This is a genomic window from Rhodococcus spelaei (genome assembly GCF_006704125.1).
GTDB classification, from domain to species: domain Bacteria; phylum Actinomycetota; class Actinomycetes; order Mycobacteriales; family Mycobacteriaceae; genus Rhodococcus_G; species Rhodococcus_G spelaei.
This window is the reverse complement of sequence record NZ_VIGH01000002.1, coordinates 381,839-402,396: the sequence shown is the minus strand read 5'-3', so window position 1 is coordinate 402,396 and position 20,558 is coordinate 381,839. Positions and strand designations below refer to the sequence as shown.

At 66.9% G+C, this 20,558-nt stretch carries 16 protein-coding genes and 2 tRNA genes; 6 read left to right on the top strand and 12 right to left on the bottom strand.

Translation table 11 applies throughout. The features are described from left to right. The first annotated feature begins 150 nt into the window (after window positions 1-150). The 3 genes from FK531_RS05675 (at window position 151) to FK531_RS05665 (ending at window position 2,669) form a co-directional block, all read left to right on the top strand. Entirely contained in the window at window positions 151-513 is a 363-nt protein-coding gene (locus FK531_RS05675; protein ID WP_142096061.1) for a DUF485 domain-containing protein, read from the top strand. After that, window positions 510-2,147 (top strand): monocarboxylic acid transporter, encoded by a 1,638-nt coding sequence (locus FK531_RS05670; protein WP_142096058.1) that lies wholly within the window; start codon window positions 510-512, stop codon window positions 2,145-2,147. The genes FK531_RS05675 and FK531_RS05670 overlap by 4 nt, the downstream gene beginning before the upstream one ends. A gap of 90 nt (window positions 2,148-2,237) precedes the next feature. Beyond that, the gene (locus FK531_RS05665) at window positions 2,238-2,669 is read left to right on the top strand and encodes a type II toxin-antitoxin system Rv0910 family toxin (RefSeq protein WP_142096055.1); all 432 of its coding nucleotides are present in this window, start codon (window positions 2,238-2,240) and stop codon (window positions 2,667-2,669) included. Between the two features lie 3 nt (window positions 2,670-2,672). On the opposite strand, the gene FK531_RS05660 is transcribed toward FK531_RS05665, so the two are convergent. After that, entirely contained in the window at window positions 2,673-3,581 is a 909-nt protein-coding gene (locus tag FK531_RS05660) for an ABC transporter substrate-binding protein (protein ID WP_142096705.1), read from the bottom strand. Window positions 3,582-3,798: 217 nt separating this feature from the next. Here FK531_RS05660 and FK531_RS05655 point away from each other — a divergent pair, with 217 nt between their 5' ends. Further along, a complete protein-coding gene (locus FK531_RS05655) occupies window positions 3,799-4,605 on the top strand; it encodes an alpha/beta fold hydrolase (protein WP_142096052.1) in 807 nt (268 codons plus the stop codon). A 23-nt stretch (window positions 4,606-4,628) separates the two neighbouring features. Here the strand turns inward: FK531_RS05655 and FK531_RS05650 are convergent. Further along, window positions 4,629-4,704: transfer RNA gene (locus FK531_RS05650), tRNA-Arg, on the bottom strand. A 248-nt stretch (window positions 4,705-4,952) separates the two neighbouring features. On the opposite strand from FK531_RS05650, the gene FK531_RS05645 reads away from it, so the two are divergent. Beyond that, window positions 4,953-5,855 carry an oxygenase MpaB family protein gene (locus FK531_RS05645; RefSeq protein ID WP_142096049.1) on the top strand — a complete coding sequence of 301 codons (903 nt, stop codon included), beginning with the start codon at window positions 4,953-4,955 and terminating at the stop codon, window positions 5,853-5,855. Window positions 5,856-5,879: 24 nt separating this feature from the next. Here the strand turns inward: FK531_RS05645 and FK531_RS05640 are convergent, their stop codons facing one another. The 5 genes from FK531_RS05640 to FK531_RS05620 all read right to left on the bottom strand — a co-directional run bounded on the left by FK531_RS05640 (window position 5,880) and on the right by FK531_RS05620 (window position 14,143). Further along, window positions 5,880-7,223: a YhgE/Pip domain-containing protein gene (locus FK531_RS05640; RefSeq protein ID WP_142096046.1), complete on the bottom strand. Its 1,344-nt coding sequence runs from the start codon at window positions 7,221-7,223 to the stop codon at window positions 5,880-5,882. Window positions 7,224-7,264: 41 nt separating this feature from the next. Continuing rightward, a complete protein-coding gene (locus tag FK531_RS05635; RefSeq protein WP_142096043.1) occupies window positions 7,265-9,523 on the bottom strand; it encodes a glycoside hydrolase family 3 C-terminal domain-containing protein in 2,259 nt (752 codons plus the stop codon). 153 nt (window positions 9,524-9,676) lie between these two features. Further along, a complete protein-coding gene (locus FK531_RS05630) occupies window positions 9,677-12,052 on the bottom strand; it encodes an MMPL family transporter (protein WP_142096040.1) in 2,376 nt (791 codons plus the stop codon). A 36-nt stretch (window positions 12,053-12,088) separates the two neighbouring features. Then, the gene (locus tag FK531_RS05625; protein ID WP_142096036.1) at window positions 12,089-12,730 is read right to left on the bottom strand and encodes an acyl-CoA-like ligand-binding transcription factor; all 642 of its coding nucleotides are present in this window, start codon (window positions 12,728-12,730) and stop codon (window positions 12,089-12,091) included. A gap of 96 nt (window positions 12,731-12,826) precedes the next feature. After that, window positions 12,827-14,143: an MFS transporter gene (locus tag FK531_RS05620; RefSeq protein WP_142096033.1), complete on the bottom strand. Its 1,317-nt coding sequence runs from the start codon at window positions 14,141-14,143 to the stop codon at window positions 12,827-12,829. 63 nt (window positions 14,144-14,206) lie between these two features. On the opposite strand from FK531_RS05620, the gene FK531_RS05615 reads away from it, so the two are divergent. After that, the gene (locus FK531_RS05615) at window positions 14,207-15,169 is read left to right on the top strand and encodes a GlxA family transcriptional regulator (RefSeq protein ID WP_142096030.1); all 963 of its coding nucleotides are present in this window, start codon (window positions 14,207-14,209) and stop codon (window positions 15,167-15,169) included. Between the two features lie 633 nt (window positions 15,170-15,802). Here the strand turns inward: FK531_RS05615 and FK531_RS05610 are convergent. The 5 genes from FK531_RS05610 to FK531_RS05590 form a co-directional block, all read right to left on the bottom strand. After that, window positions 15,803-15,889 (bottom strand) — tRNA-Leu (locus tag FK531_RS05610). Window positions 15,890-15,968: 79 nt separating this feature from the next. After that, entirely contained in the window at window positions 15,969-16,682 is a 714-nt protein-coding gene (locus FK531_RS22625) for a DUF4190 domain-containing protein (protein ID WP_246097917.1), read from the bottom strand. 161 nt (window positions 16,683-16,843) lie between these two features. Next, window positions 16,844-17,407 (bottom strand): hypothetical protein, encoded by a 564-nt coding sequence (locus FK531_RS05600; RefSeq protein WP_142096027.1) that lies wholly within the window; start codon window positions 17,405-17,407, stop codon window positions 16,844-16,846. A gap of 338 nt (window positions 17,408-17,745) precedes the next feature. Beyond that, the gene (locus tag FK531_RS05595; protein WP_142096024.1) at window positions 17,746-18,225 is read right to left on the bottom strand and encodes a hypothetical protein; all 480 of its coding nucleotides are present in this window, start codon (window positions 18,223-18,225) and stop codon (window positions 17,746-17,748) included. A gap of 36 nt (window positions 18,226-18,261) precedes the next feature. Beyond that, window positions 18,262-20,409 carry a NucA/NucB deoxyribonuclease domain-containing protein gene (locus FK531_RS05590; RefSeq protein WP_246097914.1) on the bottom strand — a complete coding sequence of 716 codons (2,148 nt, stop codon included), beginning with the start codon at window positions 20,407-20,409 and terminating at the stop codon, window positions 18,262-18,264. Window positions 20,410-20,558: the final 149 nt, after the last annotated feature.

Here is a 20,558-nt window from a genome sequence, read left to right as displayed (position 1 = left end):
CCGTGCCGTTCGTCGCTCTACAGCGACCGTCCGGCGCGCAACTCGACAGCTCGGCGTCGAACAGTCGAACCGGCTATGGCTGTGACCTGCATCTCATTACCGTCTGCGGCTAGACCTTCCTCACTTTGCCCGTTCGCTAAGGAGTCCGCAGTGACCACAGCAGACCTGAGTCCGGAGAGGTCGCCCGAGCGGGCGACCCCGGACGAGCAGGCCTTCATCGACATGCAGGCCAGCCCGCAGTTCCAGGAACTGCGAAGCAGGCTGCGCCGCTTCGTGTTCCCGATGACGGCGTTCTTCCTCGCCTGGTACGCCCTGTACGTGCTGCTCGCCATCTACGCGAGCGACTTCATGGCGACCAAGGTCGTCGGCAACATCAACCTGGGCTTGATCCTGGGCCTCGGCCAGTTCGTGACGACCTTCGTGATCACCGGACTGTACGTGCGCTTCGCGAACCGTGAGCTCGACCCGCGGTCCTCGGCGATCCGCGAAGAACTGGAAGGACCGCAGCAGTGACCGAGATCCTCGCGGCATCGGGCACCGATGTCGGCAACCCGACCCTGAACATCGCCATCTTCGTCGCGTTCGTGGTGATCACGATGGGCATCGTGATCCGCGCGAGCCGCACCACCAAGAAGGCCTCCGACTTCTACACCGGCGGCGCGCAGTTCTCCGGCCCGCAGAACGGCTTCGCGATCGCGGGCGACTACCTGTCGGCGGCCTCGTTCCTCGGCATCGCGGGCGCCATCGCGGTCTACGGCTACGACGGCTTCCTCTACTCGATCGGCTTCCTCGTCGCCTGGCTGGTGGCGCTGCTGCTGGTCGCCGAACTACTACGCAACACAGGCAGATTCACGATGGCCGACGTGCTGAGCTTCCGGCTCAAGCAGCGTCCGGTCCGGATGGCCGCGGCGCTGTCCACCCTCGTGGTCTCGCTGTTCTACCTGCTCGCGCAGATGGCCGGCGCCGGCGGACTCGTCGCGTTGCTGCTCGACATCCACAGCAAGGCCGGTCAGTCGATCGTCGTCGCTGTGGTCGGTGTGCTGATGATCGTGTACGTGCTCATCGGCGGCATGAAGGGCACCACCTACGTGCAGATGGTCAAGGCGGTCCTGTTGATCCTCGGCGCGGGCATCATGTGCGTGTTGGTGCTGCTGGCCGTCAAGGGCAACTTCTCCCAGCTGCTCGCCCAGGCGCAGGAAACGGTCGCGGGCTCGTCGAACAAGGCCGCAGCCGGCCGCGACATCCTGGCCCCCGGCGCGAAGTACGGCATCAGCTCGATGTCGCGCCTGGACTTCGTCTCGCTCGGCATCGCCCTGGTGCTCGGCACCGCGGGCCTTCCCCACGTGTTGATGCGCTTCTACACCGTGCCCACCGCCAAGGAGGCCCGCCGCTCGGTGACCTGGGCGATCGGCCTGATCGGCGCCTTCTACCTGTTCACGCTGGTTCTCGGCTACGGCGCAGCGAAGATGGTCGGCCCCGACCGGATCCTCGCCGCACCCGGCAAGGAGAACTCGGCGGCTCCGCTGCTCGCCTTCGAGCTGGGCGGCACGATCTTCCTGGCGATCATCTCCGCGGTCGCCTTCGCGACCATCCTCGCGGTCGTGGCGGGCCTGGCGATCACCGCGTCGGCGTCCTTCGCGCACGACATCTACGCCAGCGTCATCAAGCGCGGCAAGGCATCCGAGGAGGAGCAGGTCCGCGTCTCGCGGATCACGGTGGTGGTGATCGGTCTCGTCGCGATCGTGCTGGGCATCATGGCGATGGGCCAGAACATCGCGTTCCTGGTGGCGCTGGCCTTCGCGGTCGCGGCCTCGGCGAACCTGCCGACCTTGCTGTACTCGCTGTTCTGGAAGAAGTTCAACACCACCGGTGCACTCTGGAGCATCTACGGCGGCCTGATCAGCTGCCTCGTGCTGATCGTCTTCTCGCCTGCCGTCTCCGGCAAGCCGTCGTCGATGTTCCCGAACAGTGACTTCGCCTGGTTCCCGCTGGCCAACCCGGGCATCGTCTCGATCCCGCTGGCCTTCGTGCTCGGCATCGTCGGTACGTACGTCGGTCGCCGGAAGCTCGAGGACCCGGCCAAGCAGGCCGAGATGGAGGTCCGCTCCCTCACCGGTGTCGGTGTGGAGAAGGCCGTGGCCCACTGACGGCATCCGCCGCTCGAGAACGTGTCCCGCACCCGGTTTCCCCGACCCGGGTGCGGGACGCTCTCGTTTCCGGTTCGCTACGATTCATCGATGGCCAAGCTCAAGGTTTCGATCGCCGTCCCACTCGCTCCGCAGGATGCGTGGGAAAAGGCAAGCGCGCTGGAGGAATTCGACAACTGGCTCTCGATCCACGACGGCTGGCGCTGCGAGATCCCCGCACAGCTGGCCACCGGGACCACCGCGGAGTCGGTGGTGTCCGTCAAGGGCATGCGCAACCGCGTCAAGTGGGTCATCACCGACTACCAGCCGCCGCGCAGCCTGGCCCTCAAGGGCGACGGCAAGGGCGGAGTCAGGGTCAACCTCACGCTGTCGGTCACGCCGAAGGGCGACGGCTCGGAGGTGGGCCTCGACGTCGAACTCGGTGGGGCGCCGCTGTTCGGCCCGATCGGGTCCGGTGTCGCGAGGGCACTCAAGGGCGACATCGAGGGTTCGCTGAAGAAGTTCGTCAGCCTCTACGCCTGAGTCTCACTCGAGGATCGGCACCCGGGCCGAGTCGATCAGCCAGGTCTGCGACAGCTGGTCTAGGGTGCCGTCGGCGTAGAGTCCGTCGAGGGCTGCCGACGCACACGACGTGAGCTTGCTGTTCTTCTCGAGCACCAGCCCGAAGAACTCGGTGACGGTGTTGGGTCGCGGGAACTGGCCGACGAGAACGCTGTTCGGCAGGTCGGACTTGGTGATCTGGAGGCCGGTCGGGATGTCGACCACCAGCGCGTCGATGGTACCGGCGGCCAGGGCCGCCTTTGCCTCGTCGTTGGTCGCAAACGTCGTAGGCGCGATGGCGGGGCGGATGGTGCCGGTGATGGCCGCGAGGCTGGTCGTACCGGCTTGCGCGCCGAGCCGGTACGAGGTCAGGTCATTGAGATTGTGGGCGGATGCCGCCCGCGTGCCCGACATCGCGATGATCGACTGCGCCACCGCGTAATACGGCGACGAGAAGTCGACGGCGTCGCGGCGGTCACCGACGATGGTGACCTGGTTGATGTCGAAGTCGAAAGTCTTGGGGCCCGGCTTGATCGCCTCCGTCCACGGCACCCGCACGAACTGCACCTCGTCGGGTCGGTAGCCCAGTTTCTGGTAGACGGCCTTGGCGACCGCACCCTCGAAACCCTTGCCGTTGGACGGATCGTCGCCGACGAACCACGGCTCGTAGGCGGGGGAGTCCGTGGCGATGGTGAGCGTGCCCGGTCTGATCGTCGCGCCGCTGTCCGGTCCGCAGTTGCTCACCGCGGCGGTCGACGGCGGCTTCGTGAACGCGGTGGGAATGCTGGTCGGGTCGGACGCGGCGTCGGTGTCCGCGTTCGAGGCCGAGCATCCGCCGGCCGCGAGTACCGCCGCGGTGGTCAGCGACAGCAGTGCGACGGGACTCCGACCGATGTTGGGCACTCGGACATAGTGCCGACAAAGGGGAGGTTAGGCAAGGCATCCATACCGGTCGGTGTGGTTCCTCATCGCTACGAAATGGACCGTTCTCCCCTGACCGATCTTCGGGCGCGACTATCGTTGCCCGTGGGTATGCCTGTCGGCAGCCCAGTCGGAGCCGGCCGTCGAGCCGGTGATCGTTGTCGTCGCAGTCGTTGCGAAGGGACACGTCATGAAGATCATCCGTTTCGTCCGCGCAGCCTTCGTCATGCTGGCTCTGGCGGCCCTCGCTGGGGCGATGGCCGTGAGCCCGGCAGCCGCGAAACCGTTGCCGACGATCGTGCTGGTGCACGGCGCGTTCGCCGACACCACCAGTTGGGACGGTGTGGCCGCCAACCTGCGCGGACGGGGCTACCCGGTGGTGGTGCCCGACAATCCGCTGCGCGGTCCGGGCTACGACGCGGCCGCCATCGAGAAGACTCTCGGCGGGATCTCCGGTCCCGTGGTGCTCGTCGGGCACTCGTACGGCGGTGCCGTCATCACCAACACCCACAATCCGAACGTCAAGGCGTTGGTCTACGTCGCGGCCTTCGCCCCGGCTCAGGGCGAACCGGTGGCGCTCGCGCTCGACCCGATCCGATTCCCCGGCAGTCAACTGCTGCCGCCGGCGCTGCAGATGAAGGTCGTCGACGACGCGCACGCGTTCGGCGGCAAGAACCTCGACGCCTACATCGCCGACTCCTCGTTCCACAAGGTATTCGCGCCGGACGTCAGCGACGCGACGGCCGCGACGATGCTCGCCCACCAGAAGTCCCTCGCGGTCTGGGCGAACCTCGAGCCGTCCGGGCCCACGTCGTGGTCGAGCACCCCGAGTTGGTACCTGGTCTCGGCGAACGACACCGTGATTCCGCCTGCCGCGCAACGGTTCATGGCCGGTCGGATCGGCGCCCACACCAGCGAGGTGCAGGCCTCGCATGTCGCGCTGGTCTCGCAGCCGGGCGTGGTGGCCGACGTGATCGCGGCGGCGGCCAGCTCGTGATGACCGGCCCGGCCCTGATGGCATGGTGCCCTCGGCAGGATTCGAACCTGCGACCTACCCTTTAGGAGAGGGTTGCTCTATCCCCTGAGCTACGAGGGCGTGGGGTGTGGGCATCGCTGCCCGTCCCCGCTGCAGTAGGCAGTGTAGCGGGAACCGGCAGGCCGGGGCGTCATCACCCGCGGCAGATCCGTTCGGCGATTGTCCTCGACGTCGGTCGCGCGGGTGGTATGTTAACGGCAATTCGCATAGGTGCCGATCGTGGTCGCGGAGGGGTGAACGCGATCGGAGTCCGGAACTGTTGGTGTACCGACCGTTTCGCCCACGGGGGATCCATCGAAGGAGGGCGTGTGCCTCGCAGCTATGTCAATCTCGACGACCGTCCGCGGCTGACCGCCGCGCAGACCCGCATCACCGTCACCAGTTCCCGCAAGCGGTGGACCCGGAAGAACCCGGACCTCACCGACGCCCTCGACTTCTGGTCGTTCGCGGGCGCCGCCGCGAACGTGGCCATGCAGATCGGCTGGCCGGAGGTCGCGTACGGGGTGATGGAGAGCAAGGTGCCGTCCGGTGCGCTGATGCACCACCCGTGGAAGCGGGCCCGCACCACCACCCAGTACCTCGCGGTCGCGATCCTCGGCACCGACACCGAACGCGCGGCCTACCGGGAGGCGGTGAACGGCGCACATCGGCAGGTGCGGTCCGACGAGAACAGTCCGGTCGAGTACAACGCCTTCAACCGGGAACTGCAGCTGTGGGTCGCGGCGTGCCTATACATCGGGTTCGAGGATTCGCACCAGTTGCTGCACGGAAGACTGTCGGGCGAGGACCTGGAGCACTTCTACCAGCGGTCCTCCACCCTCGGCACGACGCTGCAGGTCACCGAGGACATGTGGCCCGCCACCCGTGCCGACTTCGACGTGTACTGGAACACGGCGTGCGAACGGGTGCAGTTCGACGAGCGGTCGATGCAGTTCTTCGACGACCTCGTCGGACTGCGGATGATCGCCTGGCCGATCCGGGCGCCGTTCAGGAACTTGCTGAGGTTCCTGACGATCGGGTTCCTGCCCCCGTTGTTTCGGGAGCAACTTGCCCTGGAGTGGACCGAGGACGACCGGCGCCGCTTCGAGCACCTGTTCATCTTCGTCTCGTTCGTCAACCGGTTCCTGCCGAGCTTCATCCGTAACGGTGGCAGCTACCTGCTGATGCGGGACCTTCGCCGGCGAATCGGCAAGGGCGCGAACCTGATCTGACGGTGTTTCCAGTGCCCGCGCAGATCAGGCGGTAGTCGCGGGATCGGCGGCCGGCTCGGGGTTGGCCACCCCGCGGTGAAACCCCTTGCGGTCGTACAGCGCCGCGACGACCGCACCGAGTACGAGCCCGATCACCAGCCCGATCGCCGTCATCATCACCGCGTGCGCGAGTTCCCGTGACCCGCCCTCCCCGAAGTACAGCAGCGCCCGCACACCCAGGAACACCTGGTGCATCGGTTCGAAACTTGCCAGCCAGCCGAAGAACGGCGGTGTCGCCTCGATCGGGATGGTGCCGCCGGCGGACGGCAGACCCAGGATGACGAAGATGATCAGGTTGATGATCATCCCGGCGGTACCGAAGGCCGCGAGGACCGACATCGCGGTGATTCCGACCGCGGCGATCGCGAACATGCCGTACAGCCACAGCCCCAATGCGTTCGGCAGCGGCATCGACAGCAGGTGCGAGATCCACAGGTACAGCCCGGACACCAGCGGCGCGAGCACGAGCATCACGCCCCACTTGACGGCGAGGGTCTGCAACCGGGAGATCTCCACCGCGGGATTGTGCAGGTACCGCGGCCCGAACTCGGTGGGTGCGAACCCGAGCATGCCGTCGACGAGGGTGTTCACGATCATCGCCCCGGTGAACCCGGCGAGGATCACCAGCAGCGCGTAGTAGAACGCGGACAGGCCGTTTCCGGTGCCGTCCGGCAGCGGCTTGTGCGCGACCGTCTGCACGTCGATCGGTGTCGCGAGCGTCAGCCGTGAGGCGCCCGGTACCGGCGTACTCCCGACCGCGGCGGCGACCTGCTGGCTGACCTGCTTGCCGACGGTCTCGTTGACGGTGGCCATCGCGGGCTCGGTGATCGACTGCACGATCCCGACCCCGAACGTGCCCGCCCGCGGATTGGTGAACACGGTGATGACCGGGCGCTCCACGTCGCCCGGGACGACACTCGACTGGGCGAGGATCATCAGCCGTTTGGTGAAGTCCGACGGGATCACGATCGCGCCGTACACCTCGGCCGAATCGAGCATCGACCGAGCGCTCCCGATCCCCACCTGCACCAGGTCGACCTTGTCCGAGGGGACCCCGGCCACCAGTCCGTCGACGATCTGGTCGCCGATGTTCTGCCGGACGTCAGACCCCGGGGTGACGTCGCCCTCGTCCTGGTTGACGACCGCGATCGGGAAACCGTGCAGGCTGCCCTTCGGGTCGAGAATGCCCCCCAGGTACAGCGCGGCCAGCAGCGACATGAGCAGCGCCACCACCACGATCGGCGCCGCCCAGAACAGCGGGCTGCGCAGCTTCTTCGTCCGTTGCCCTGGGGCGGTCGGTTCCTGGGCTTCGTGCTTCGGCCTGGTCACGGTCACTCGCCTCTCGCTGGGTGGTCGGCTCCGGACGTCCGTCAGCCGAGTGTGCTCTGCGCCCGAACTGCTTCGACCAGTCCCTCGACCCGGTCGGCTGTCATGCCCGGGGCGAACGAGGCCATCTTCGCCAGTGGCGCCCCCGCCGCCATCTTCATGACCAGCGGATCGACGTCGCCGAATCCGGCGCCGTCACCGCCGCCCGCGTCCGCGAACGCCGCCAGCAGCAGTGGCCCGCCGATCGGGTGCGCGAACCAGTCGCCGATGGTCGACATGCCGGTCAGGGTCGCCGGAATGCCGTCACCGGGGGAGGCCCACGTCCGGGCCAGCCGGATGTCCCGGGAGGAGGCGCCGACTCGGATCTCGAAGTCGCCGGCCTCGATCACCCAGCGGTGTTCGCGCACAGACCAGAACGCGAACGCGCGCCCGTCGAGGCTGACCGTCACCCTTCGTGCCTCGCCGGGCGCGAGGTGGGCCTTCGTGAACCCCTTCAGTTCGTGCGCGGGCCGGTCGACGCTCGCTTCGACGTCGCGGACGTAGACCTGCGGTACCTCGGCGCCCGCGCGGTCGCCGGTGTTGGTGACCGTGAAGGACACCTCGAGTCCGTCGGCGGACGGGGCGAGCGCGAGGTCGGAGTACTCGAAGGTGGTGTAGGACAGGCCGAATCCGAACGGGTACGCCACCGGCAGGTCGAGGGTGTCGAACCACCGGTAGCCGACGTGGATGCGTTCGCCGTAGACGACGACACCGTCCGAGCCCGGGAAGTTCAGACGGCTCGGGGTGTCCGCGAGGCGCAGCGGGATGGTCTCGGTCAGCCGTCCCGAAGGATTGGCCAGCCCGAACAGCAGGTCTGCGAGCGCCGATCCGCCGGCCTGTCCCAGCAGCCACCCCTCGAGGATCGCCTGCGCGCGGTCCTGCCACGACGCCGTCGCGACGACGGCGCCGTTCGACAACACCACGGCGACACGAGGATTGACCGCGGCGACCGCATCGATCAGGGCCAGTTGGTTCGCGGGCAGGTCGATGCCGGTGCGATCGAAGCCCTCCGACTCGAACTCGGTCGGCAGGCCGAGGAACAGCAGCACCGTCGCGGACTGCTCGGCGAGCGCCACCGCCTCGGCGACCAATTCGGGGTCCGCGGTGCCGTCGAACCGGAAGCCGGGCGCGAAACGGACGGCAGCGCCCTCCCCGGCGAGATCGCCGATGGCGTCGAGCGCCGAGTCGACGCGGGTGGGCACGACCTGCGAGCTGCCGGACCCCTGAAACCGTGGGGTGCGGGCGAATTCGCCGATCACCGCGACCCGGTCGAGGTCGGATAGGTCGAGTGGCAACACCCCGTCGTTCTTGAGCAGGACCGCCGACTCGGTGGCGGCGACCGCGGCGAGGTCGTGATGCGCGCCGGCGTCGTAGCCGGCCGGATCGTCGGCGGGGGCGGCGGTGCGATCGAGCAGGGTCAGCAGCCGACCGACCGCACGGTCGAGCACGGACTCGTCCAGCCCGCCTGCCTCGACCGCCGCGACCACCCGGTCGTCGCCGGCCGCGGCGGGCATCGTCAGGTCCAGGCCGGCGGCCAGCGCCCGCACCCGATCGTTGACCGCTCCCCAGTCCGACATCACCAGACCGTCGAAACCCCACTCGTCGCGCAGGACTTCGGTGAGTAGCCAACGGTTTTCGCTCACCTGAACGCCCCGGACCTTGTTGTACGAGCACATCACCGTCCAGGGACGGGCGGTGGTGACGATTCGCTCGAACGCGGGGAGGTAGATCTCGCGGAGGGTGCGCTCGTCCGCCTGGACGTCGATGCGCATCCGGTCGGTTTCCTGGTTGTTCGCGGCGAAGTGCTTGAGCGACGCGGCCACCCCGCGGGACTGCACGCCCTGCACCCATGCGGCACCGAGCACGCCCGCCAGGAACGGATCCTCGGAGTAGTACTCGAAATTGCGGCCGCACAGCGGCGAGCGGCGGATGTTCACGCCGGGCCCGAGGAGCACGGAGACGCCCTCGGCGCGGGCTTCGGTGCCCAGCGCGGCGCCGACGGTGTGGATGAGGTCGACGTTCCAGCTGGAGCCGAGCCCGGCGGCCGGCGGGAAGCAGGTCGCCGGGACACTGTCACCGAGACCGAGCGCATCACCGCCCTCGGACTGCTTGCGCAGGCCGTGCGGACCGTCGGTCAGCATGATCGACGGGATCGAGGCGTCCGGTACGGCGGCCGTGTGCCAGAAACCGACCCCCGTCGTCAGCGTCGCCTTCTGCGTGCGGCTCAGGCCCGCGATGCGTTCCGAATGAGCGTGGTGTGCCATGGAATCCCGTCTGCCTTCCGGAGCCGGGCCACCGCGCCCGCTCGAGATGGTTGTCGAGGGTTCAGCCTAGGCGCGGAACCAGGCCCGGACACGACAACACCTCCGGTCGTGTCGGTGTCCCGACGCGACCGGAGGTGTCGTGGTGTGCCGCGACTACCGTGCGGCGACCGTCTCCTCCTCGGGCAGTTCCGCCGGCAGCTCACGCCGCAGCTTCTCGCCCTCGATGTCGACGTTCGGCAGGATCTTGTCCAGCCACTTCGGAATCCACCATGCCTTGTCGCCGAGCAGTGCCATCACCGCGGGGATGATCACCATGCGGACGATGAAGGCGTCGAAGAAGACCGCCGCGGCCAGTGCGAAGCCGATCGACTTGATGAACGAGTTCGGCTCGGCCATGAAGGCGCCGAACACCGAGATCATGATCAGCGCGGCGGCGGTGACCACTCGCGAGCCGTGGCTGAAGCCGATCTTGATCGCGTCCTTGGCGGACGCCCCGTGGACGTACTCCTCACGCATCCGGGTCACCAGGAACACCTGGTAGTCCATCGCCAAGCCGAACACCACACCGATCAGGAAGATCGGCATGAAGCTGACCAGTGGCTGCGGATTACCGATCATCCCGCCCCAGCCGTTCTGGAAGATCGCGACCGTTGCACCGAACGTCGCGGCGACGCTGAGCAGGAAGCCCACGGTCGCGGTGAGCGGCACCAGGATCGACCGGAACACGAGCATCAGCAGGAGGAACGCCAAGCCCACGACCACCGCGAGGTACGGGATCAGCGCGCTCTGCAGCCGGTCCGAGACGTCGGTCTCGAGCGCGGTCTGGCCGGTGACGCCGTAGTTGACGCCGATCTTCTCGTGCAGGCCCGCCTCGCTGTCGCGGATGGACTGCATCAGGTCGACGGTCCGGGCGTCGGTGGGCCCGCTGGACGGGGTCACCATGATCTGCGCGGTGTCGCCGGCCGGGTTCATCCCGATCACCTGGGCGTTGGTGACGTCCGGCTGGTCCTTGATGGTCTGCAGGACGGTGCCGAACGCCTCGGGTGCGGGGACGGTCGCGTCCTTCGCGTCGACGACCACCAGCAGCGGGCCGTTGCGGCCCGGGCCGAAGCCCTCGTCGACGAGGTCGTACGCCTGCCGCGAGCTGGTCGCGGGGTCACCGGTGCTCTCGCTGGGCAGGGCCAGCTTCAGCCCGGTCGCGGGCAGGGCGAGCACGGCCAGCAGCAGCACGCCGCCGATCAGCGGGACCGCGGGGACGCGCGCCACCCAGTTCGCGTAGCGCATGGCCGGACCGGGCTTGACGGAACCGGACTCGGGGTCCTTGGCCTTGACGAACGGGATCTTGCCCGCGAACACCTTGCGGCCGAACAGTCCGAGCATCGCCGGCAGGAACGTCAGCGCGACGAGGACCGCGACGAACACGGAGAAGGCCGCGGCCATACCCATGTCGCTGAGGAACTTGATGCCGACCACGCGCAGCGCGACGAGGGCGATGATCACCGTCAGGCCGGCGAACACCACAGCCGAACCGGCGGTCCCGACGGCGCGACCGGCCGCCTCCTCGCGGTTGTCGGTCACGGTCATCTCGTGTCGGAACCGGGAGACGATGAACAGTGAGTAGTCGATGGCGACCGCCAGGCCGATCATGATCGCCAGCGTCGGTGTCATCGACCCGAGTTCGGTGAAGCCGGTGGCCACGGTGATACCGAGGCTGCCGATGCCGACGCCGATGATCGCGGAGATCAGCGGCAGGCCCGCGGCGACGAGGGATCCGAAGGTGATCATCAGGACGATCGCGGCCACGGCCATGCCGACCAGTTCGGTCGAGCCGCCGGGCCCCTCCTGGGTCTGGGCGGCGGTACCGCTCAGCTTGACGGTCAGTCCGGCGTCGCGGGCGACCTGTGCGGCGGCGTCGATCTGGTCGGTCAGTTCGGTGGTGACGTCGGTGTGCGAGCCGCTGAAGGGGACCTCGACGAAGCCGACGGTCTTGTCGGGGCTCAGCGGGGACAGGGCCTCGGCATCGGCGACGGCCTGATCGACCGGCTTGCCCGACTTCTCGGCCTGCTCGGTGACCATCTTGATCAGCCCGTCGTTCGCGACCACGGGATTGACCAGGGCGGCGCTGTGCTGGCCCGCGGCCGGGTCGGCCGGATCGGATCCGGCCGCGGGTGCCGACGGGTCGACCTTCGCGGCGGGCTCGACCAGATCGATGGTGCGCACCTTCGCCAGCGTCGCGTCCATGGCCGCCTCGTTGGCGGGTGTCGCCAGCGTCTGGCCCTCGGGGGCGGCGAAGACGAACCGCGCCGACAGGGAGTTGAACGGGTCCTTGCCTGCGGCGGGGAAGCGCTCGGACATCAGGTCCTGCGCCTTCTGTGCAGGCGTCCCGGGGATGGAGAACGAGTCGTTCGTCGGGCCGGAGAGGGTGGCCGCCCCGACGCCCATCAGGACGAGGATCGCGAGCCAGATGGACAGGACGGTGCCTTTTCGCCGGTAGGCGAACTTGCCGATCCGATAGAGATGGGTGGCCATGGAGGACCCTTCGGTGTCAGGGTTGGTCGGGACTGTTCAGGACTGGGCGGGCCGCGACGCGGTGACCGTGGGACGGGCGGGTGGGGGGAGTCCGGCCCGGAGTTGGGCGAACGCCTCGGTCACGAGGGGAGCGGGGGTGTCGTAGCCGGTGTTGCCCTGCATCCACAGGTCGATGGCGGCCTTGCAGGCGGCGCCGGAGGCCATCTGCAGCAGGTTCGGGTACAGGTCGTTGTCGACGTCGGTCCCGGTGCGGTCCGCGATGGCTTCGCCGAGGATCCGGCTCACCCGGCCGTGCACCTCGAGTTTGCGGGCCATCAGCGCCGGGCTGTCCTCGATGAGTGCCATCACCGCGAAGGTCTCGGCGACGTCGCGTGCGGGGTCCGTCACGATGCCGACGACCAATCGCTCGAGCGAGTCCCAGATCGCTTCGTCGGCGGGGCGGGCGCTGAGTTGCGCCACCCATTCGCCCACGTCCGTCTCGAAGCGGTAGAGGATGGCCTCTTCCTTGGACGGGAAGTAGTTGTGGAAGGTCCGAGTGGACACTCCGGCCTCCGCGGCTATCGCATCGGCCGTGACGGCGTCGACCCCCAGGGTCTTGGCCAGTCGAACCGCGGCGTCACTCAGTGCCCTCCGGGTCGCGGCCTTCTTGCGGTCGCGTAGTGGCAGTTGCGTGGTCACCTCCTCGAAGGTACCGAGATTGCACGAGTCTGCAAACTTGCAGATGAGTGCAATTTTGTTGCTTTGACCACACTCCGACCCTGGATGTGTCGGCTGTCACTCGGCGTGGCCGGCGGCCCGCCTGCCGATCGCGAGCGAGAGAGCGGCGGCAAGCGCACACAGGGCGCCGGCGACGTAGAAGGCGGAGTCGTACCCGCCGAACTGATCGCGGACGAGGCCGGCCAGGAAGGCCACCGCGGCCGCACCGATCTGGTGCGAGGCCAGCACCCAGCCGAACACGATCGGGGCGTCGGCGCCGAAGTGCTTGCGGCACAGTGCGACCGTCGGCGGCACGGTGGCCACCCAGTCGAGGCCGTAGAAGATGACGAACGCGAGCATCGGTGGGTGCACGGACTCCGCGAACAGGATCGGCAGGAACATCAGCGAGATCCCGCGCAGCAGGTAGTAGGCGCCGAGGAGGCGGCGCGAGTCGAAGCGGTCGGTGAACCAGCCCGACGCGATGGTGCCGACCATGTCGAAGATGCCGATCACCGCCAGCAGGCTCGCGGCCGCGGTCGCCGGCATCCCGTGGTCGTGGGCGGCCGGCACGAAATGCGTGCCGATCAGACCGTTGGTGCTCGCGCCGCAGATCGCGAACGTCCCGGCCAGCAACCAGAACGTGCGGGTGCGGGCCGCGGTGAGCAGCACGCCGACAGCGCGTCCGGCGGCGCCGCCTCGGGTCGTGGTGGCAGGGACGGGTGGTGTGTAGCCGGGCGCCGCGCCGTACGGGGTGGTCCCGGCGTCCTCGGGCCGGTTCCGCAGGAACAGTAGGACCGGCGGTACGACGGCCAGCGCGGCGACGGTCACGGTCAGCGAGACGGCCTGCCAGTCGTAGCGCTCGGCGAGCATCGCGAGGACGGGCAGGAACACCAGCTGGCCGGCCGCCCCGCCCGCGGTGAGGACGCCGGTGACCAACCCGCGACGGGCGACGAACCAGCGGTCGGTGACGGTCGCGACGAAGGCCAGCGCCATCGACCCGGTCCCGAGGCCGACCAGCACGCCCCACAGCAGCACCAGTTGCCATCCCGCGGTCATGAACACCGTGAGCCCGCTGCCGGTCGCGACCAGGACGAGTGCGGAGGAGACCACCGCCCGCATCCCGAACCGTTCCATGAGGGCCGCGGCGAACGGCGCGGTGAGCCCGTAGAGCGCCAGGTTGACCGAGACCGCGGCGGAGATCGTCGCCCTGGACCAGCCGAAGTCCTCGTGCAGCGGCTCGATCAGCACCGACGGCGCGGCGCGGAAGCTGGCCGCACCGACCAGGGCGAGGAAGGCGACGGCGGCGACGATCCAGGCCCGGTGGATCCGCGGGCGGGTCGTCGGGATCGGCGCGAGCGGCCCGGTGGCCGTCATCTCTGAAGTCACGGATGTCATTGTTCGGGGCCGTTGGTCGCACACACCAGTGGCTGGATAGCCAATATGTGAAAGAATTCGGCCATGTCGGTGCATCGCGTGGTCGTCCTGGCGCTCGACGGCGTCATTCCCCTCGAGTTGGGCATCCCGTCGCGGGTGTTCGGGGGAGCGGTCGGCGCCGACGGGGCCGGCTTATACGACGTGCGGACCTGCAGCCTCGACGGCGGTCCGGTCCGTTCCGAGGCGGACTTCGCCATCGTCGTCGAGCACGGTCCCGACCTGCTCGAGACCGCCGACACCGTGGTGATCCCCGCTACGCACGAACTGGGGCCGGAGGTCGAGGACGGGCGACTGTCACCCGAACTGGCCGCGGCCTTCGCGCGGATCAGGCCGGACGCCCGACTGGTGTCGATCTGCATCGGGTCGTACGTGCTCGCCGCGGCGGGCGTGCTCGACGGCCTGCGCGCGACCACCCACTGGAGCCACGCCGACCACTTCCAGCGCACGTACCCGGCGGTGCGGGTCGATCCCAACGTGCTGTTCGTCGACGAGGGCCGGGTCCTGACGTCGGCGGGCGTCGCCTCGGGCATCGACCTGTGCCTGCACATCGTGCGCCGCGACCACGGCGCGGAGGTGGCGAACCGGGTCGCGCGCCGGTGCGTGGTGCCGCCCTGGCGCGATGGCGGGCAGGCGCAGTACATCGAGCGGCCGGTTCCCGAACCGTCATCCGAATCGACTGCGGCGGTGCGGCATTGGGCCCTCGAACAGATCGACCAGCCGATGTCGCTCGAACATCTGGCGCAGCGGTCGAACATGAGCGTGCGCACGTTCACCCGCCGCTTCCGCGAGGAGGTCGGGACGACGCCGAACCGGTGGCTGACCGCACGACGCCTCGACCGGGCCAGGGAACTGCTCGAGGCCAGCGACCTTCCGGTGGATCTGGTGGCGCAGCGGTCGGGTTTCGGGACCACCGCGTCGTTGCGCCAGCACCTGAACGCGACGATCGGCGTCTCGCCGGTCGCGTACCGCCGGACGTTCCGGGGCTGACACCGTTTCGGGCTCTCGGGGCGTGTGCCCCGGAGTAGATTCACTGACGTGTCTGTGCCGGACGGCGCATCGCCGCGACATCAGTGCGCGACCGTGGTGATCACCCAACGCCTCCGCCCCGGCCGCGAGTCCGAATTCCGGCACTGGCAGGACGAAGTGAACGGCGCCGCGGCGGTGTTCACAGGGTTCCTGGGGACCGAGGTCGCCCCGACGCCCGGTGCCCGGTGCCCGGTCGGTCGTCTACCGGTTCGACGGCACCGACAACCTCAAGCGGTGGCTCGACAGTGGGGTGCGTCGGCAACTGCTGGCCCGGGGCGAGGATCTCTTCGACGGCCCGCCCGCCCAATACGGCCCAGTACTCCCGAACGTGACCGGAGGTGCAAGGTGGGGCGCAACCGGTGGCGCGTTGACCCGGCGACGTCGCGCACGGCTTCTCGCGTGCGCGACGTCGGCACGGAAATCCGGGTGCGGTGCGCCGACCGCAGCGCGTACTGTCGGCTCACCCGGGTGGGGTTTCCCCCTGTGCAAGCCGTTGAATGATCGGCCGGTTGAACGCGGAGGAACGTGGGCCCCACCCGGGCACCCCACCAGCATCCGGTCCGCTGCCTCAACGTTGCCGCGGTACAGCCGACGTGGTGCCCGCAGGGGGAATCGAACCCCCACACCCTCACGGGTACCGGATTTTGAATCCGGCGCGTCTGCCAGTTCCGCCAGGCGGGCGTGCATGTCGGCAACGAGTAAGTGTGCCAGACAGGCGTATTCGGCGGTGGAGTTCCACTCCAGCCGGGCGGCGTTGGCGCTACGCGTTGCCGGAGGCTATCGAGATGACGAGCACCAGCCAGAACGCGACGAAGAAGTAGCCCAAAACCAGTCCGGCGATGGCGAGGCCACGGCCGCTCTCACCAGTGCGCTTGATCTGGCTCAGAGCGATGTGACCGAAGATGATCGCCAGTACGCCGCCGAGGAATCCGAACACGAGGGCAAGAATTGCGAAGACGTTGGTGGACTGTGAACGAATGGGGGCGCCGTACACCGGCTGTCCATCGGCAGTGTGGCCGACGATCGGGGCCACCATTCGGGCGTCGTGGGGTGCGGTTGCAGGTTGTTTCGACATTTGCACGCTCGCGGCGATGCCCCCGGCGACCGCTCCCAGGAACCCCGCCAAGTTGACGAGTGAGAAGACGACGTAGAGGGCCTGGGCCTCTGTTGTACGGGCGAGTGCCCCGAGGAACAGGTTGGCGCCGAACGCGATGAACAGCCAATGCCACCAAGCGATTACAGGGCTTTGATACGCGACGTAGCCGACTCCGCCTGCGAGAACGAGAGCAAGGAAGCACACCGTGAACCAGCCCTGCGTGGAGTCCACTCGCAGGAGGTACTTCAAAAGTGTGAGCGCGAGAGGCGCAAGGAACAATCCAAGGCCGAAGTACAGCATTGGCAGGCCGAGAAACTGCCGAGCTGTCGGGATCTTCTGACTCCGGGGCGACAGGAACGGCGCTTGAGACGTAGGCATTAGGGCATAGTGCAACACTCGGGCAATCGCGACAACCAGAACGATCCGAACTGGTCAAGTCCCGGGAATCGGTGTCGCGCTGCGTGACCCGGTGGGGTTGCCGTAATTTCTGCCGAGCGGGCCTCGACTGCCCGACAGCTACTGGCCGTCCGCCGGTACGGCTATCGGCGGTATCCGCGCTGAGGGTCGCGAGCTCGGGGCGGCTCGAACGGATCGAACCAGGCCGGTGGGTCGAGGTTGACCCCGTCGTCGGGTGTAATGCCGTCGAACAGGGTCAGCACGTCGTGGTCCTCGAACAGGTAGTCCAGGGGGCCGGCCCAGTCGGAATCCTCGGGATGCCTGGGAATGGCGGCCAATTCATCATCGAAATGACCGTCGTGATGCAGTGCAGAGGCGCGTCGCAGGATCAGGTGTAGTGCCATTTCCTCGCCAGTGCACGTCGGTCGTGGTGAGCGGCCGGATTCAGCGTCGGCGGCAAGGTCGTCGAAGGACCTGGCGGCGTGCCTGCGCCATGCCGCGGGCTGGTCCCACGTGGTGGCTGGGTACTCGGTGAACACTGACCGATCCGCGCCGGCGGTCACGGGCGCGTCGCCGTGGGTGTCGATGTCGTCGTAGGCACTGTCGGCCAGGGTCCGCGCCACGATCGCGACAATATGCATCTGTCGCGGCGTCAGCGTGAACTCGTCATCATCGTCCGGCGTCGGCGGATCGGGGACCAGGCGCATGCCTCACCGTAGCGCCGGAACCGGGGTCCGGCTCGCCTCCCGACAACACCAGGTGAGTTGCGGGGAGCGGCAGTCTGGCAAGGGTGTTCGTACCTGGTTCCAGTGGAACAGATCGATGCACTCTGAGATTGGGGTCTATTTACTGGCAGTGCTGGAGGTCCGGAGAGCGCAACCGATAGGTGTCGCAGAATTGAAAGTTTTCTGCACATCCGATTACGGGCACTTTGGTCAGTGGTGGCTTCCCCGGAGTCACTATCCGGTCCGTCCGAGAATCGTCGCTGCGCTGACAACTTCCGGTGGCAGACCGACACCCTACAGTCAGATGTCCCCTGTCGGGGTCAACGATAAGAGGGATCAACTGAAGTTTGTGCAGCCCCGCCGGTAATCCAGAGTTGGACTAGGCACACTGCACCAATGTCCTCCCATGTGTGCTGTTCAGGCACGGGGAGCGGGCGTACATGGAGCCGGAGGTGTGCTACGTATGCACCGGCGGAGGTCAGTGGCTGGTCAAGTTCGCCCGTTGCTTCATTCATTTCAGCACCGAGCACTCGGAGTTCACCAAGATCGGTGGCGAAGTTCCCCTCGGCGACCCGAGACCAGGTCTCGGCGTCAAGCCCGGGATCGGAGTCATGTACCTGCACGGTTACCTGAATACTCCCGTAATACTCGGGTATCGCGAAGAGAATTATTCCCTGTCCGGAAAATGGCCCGACCCCTGAATTATTGAAGTCAATGGATTCGGACCGAGAGAACGGATCCCCGGAATCGCAGATGAAGACCTGTTCCTCAGCCCATACAGTTCCAGTGTAGATCCGCACTCTCGGCCCTCCTCCACCTTCTTGTTCTTGCCGCTGTCAGTTACCGGTGTCGGCTCTCACAAAGAACGCCTCGCCGTCGAGGAGCCGGTTCTGATAGTAGAACGATCCGATCGCGTTCGCTTGCTTACTTTGTTCCCCAACCGGGACCATACAGACGCTGTATCCGCTGCTCCCCGTCCGACTAGGGTCGACCCTCGGGAGGTCATTGACGCCACATCCCGAGAAGGTGCGGCCATTCGGCGGTTGGACGATATCCGAAGGCTGGGCGGCACCCTGCTTTGTTGATGCGAACGGATATTCGTCGCAACTCTTCGTTCCACCAGCAGTGTCGTACTTGTTGGCAGTGCCCGGGCAAGCCCGATTGCGGTTCTTGATCCTCTCATTCTTGTCGGCCATCCGGTTCAACGGCCCTGTCGCATATAGAGTCTCTGCACCCCTGAGTCCCGACTGTTGGGCCCGCTTGATGTGATTTGCAATCGTTTGCTGATTTGGATCAGAAACAACGTCCATGATTGGCGACCGATTGGGGAAGACGCAACCTTTGCCGATCACCTTGGCGAACCCGGGCGGCGGAGTGTCATTATCGCACCGAATATTGGGTGTGGAATCAACCCCTTCGTTTGATCCAGGACTGGTCGGTATTCCGCTAAGCGTCCAGTCCACCTCTGCGGGGCCGCTTACGAGAGCGCCGGGTGCGAGATCTCCAAACGAGATCTTTGAGTAGACAAACAGTTGAGCGCCGGGAACAATGTTTTCATTGACCATGCCGTCCTGCTGGGCGGCCGTGCAGGCGCTGGTGGGGCATGAAATACTTGCACTCAGCGTGAATGGCGCGTTTGCCCCTTCCAGGGTTCGGAAAACGCTTTCAATGTCAAACATTGCCCGATATTCATTTTGCTTCGGGTCATTGTACTTAGTGTGGACTTCCTGCACGAACTTCGCATTGGCTCTCGCCAGCAGCGCATTCGTTGATATATTCTTTAGTGTGAGAACGACGGGGTGAACCGAGCAAGCGTACGTGCGTTCCGCTATCCAGCTGTTGGTGATATTCCCTGTCTTCGCCTCCTCGTCGTAGTCTTTTTCGCACCAATTCTTTGTAACGATTGGTGCCGAGAATGGCTGAACGGGCGGCGGCGCTTGTTCTTCGAGGGGAGGTTGCCCTGGCGTCATCATGATGGTCGGGTCAGTAGTGTGCGCGCCGTATGTGACGCACGCCGCGTACCCCGATCCAGTACCTGTTCCAGCAGTATTGCAGTCCCTGGTTTGGAAATTGGCAGGAAGCGTTGTGACGTACTGCCCATTTGATCCGACATAGTCGGGCATATTCACGTTACTGGGGGTGTCTTCCGGTTCCGTCGCAGTAAAGCGGGCGATAGCTTGAGGACCGCCGATTGTGCCGTACTGGAACTGCTGGGTTTGATTTGTTCCAACCTGCTGCGGGTCAGCGGTGGGGTAGCCGTATATTCCCGCTTCGTACTGCTCGCTTCCCCACTGGAGGAGGATGCGGCCGGTGACCGGATGGGCGCCGAAGGTCGGGTGCCAGTAGATAACGCCACGCTCAAATCGGTTCATTCGTCCTTGCCCATCCGGCAGGACGACCTCATCGGTGATGGGGTAGCCGAGCAAGCCACCGGGACCTTCCCAGCCGGTCTGGCCCCATTTGTCCCGGATCAGGCCGCCGATCGAGTAGGCCTCGTTCAGCTTCCAGTAGATGGTGGCACCGGTGAAGTTCTGGCGTCGGCCGATTCCGTCGGGGTTAACGATCTCGTCGGTGGTCGGGTATCCGATGTATCCGCCCTCGTAGCCCTTGCGTGCCCACGCGGCGAAGAAATGATTCACCACCGGGTGCGCGCCACCAGCCGCGGACCAGTAGATCGGGCCATTCTGGAAGACTGAGCGCCTGCCGAACCCGTCCGGGTTGACCAGCTCGTGGGACGCCGGTAGCAGCAGGAAGCTCAGGGGTCCGCCGAGCGAGTTGTACTTGTCGCGGATGGCGCCGCACACGTTCCATTCTGTCGGCCAGTACTGCTGGCATCCAGGCGGCGGTGGCGCGAGTAGGCCCGCGCGGGCCTGTTGAGCCTGTTTCTGCGTCCGGGCTTCCTTCATCTCGGCCTTGTCGGCTTGTTCCTTGGTGTAGCCCCCGGGGATCTCCTCGCGATCCGACCGCATTTTTCCGGGGATCACGGTCTCGTTCGGATTCTCGGTCGGCTTGCCGGTGTATGGGATCTTCTTCCCGCTCGCCGCCGGCGCTGGAGCGGTGCTGGGAGTTGGCTCGGTAGTCGTCGTAGCCGGCGTACTAGTCGTGAGTTGTGCGCTCGTCGAGGGTGCGGGGG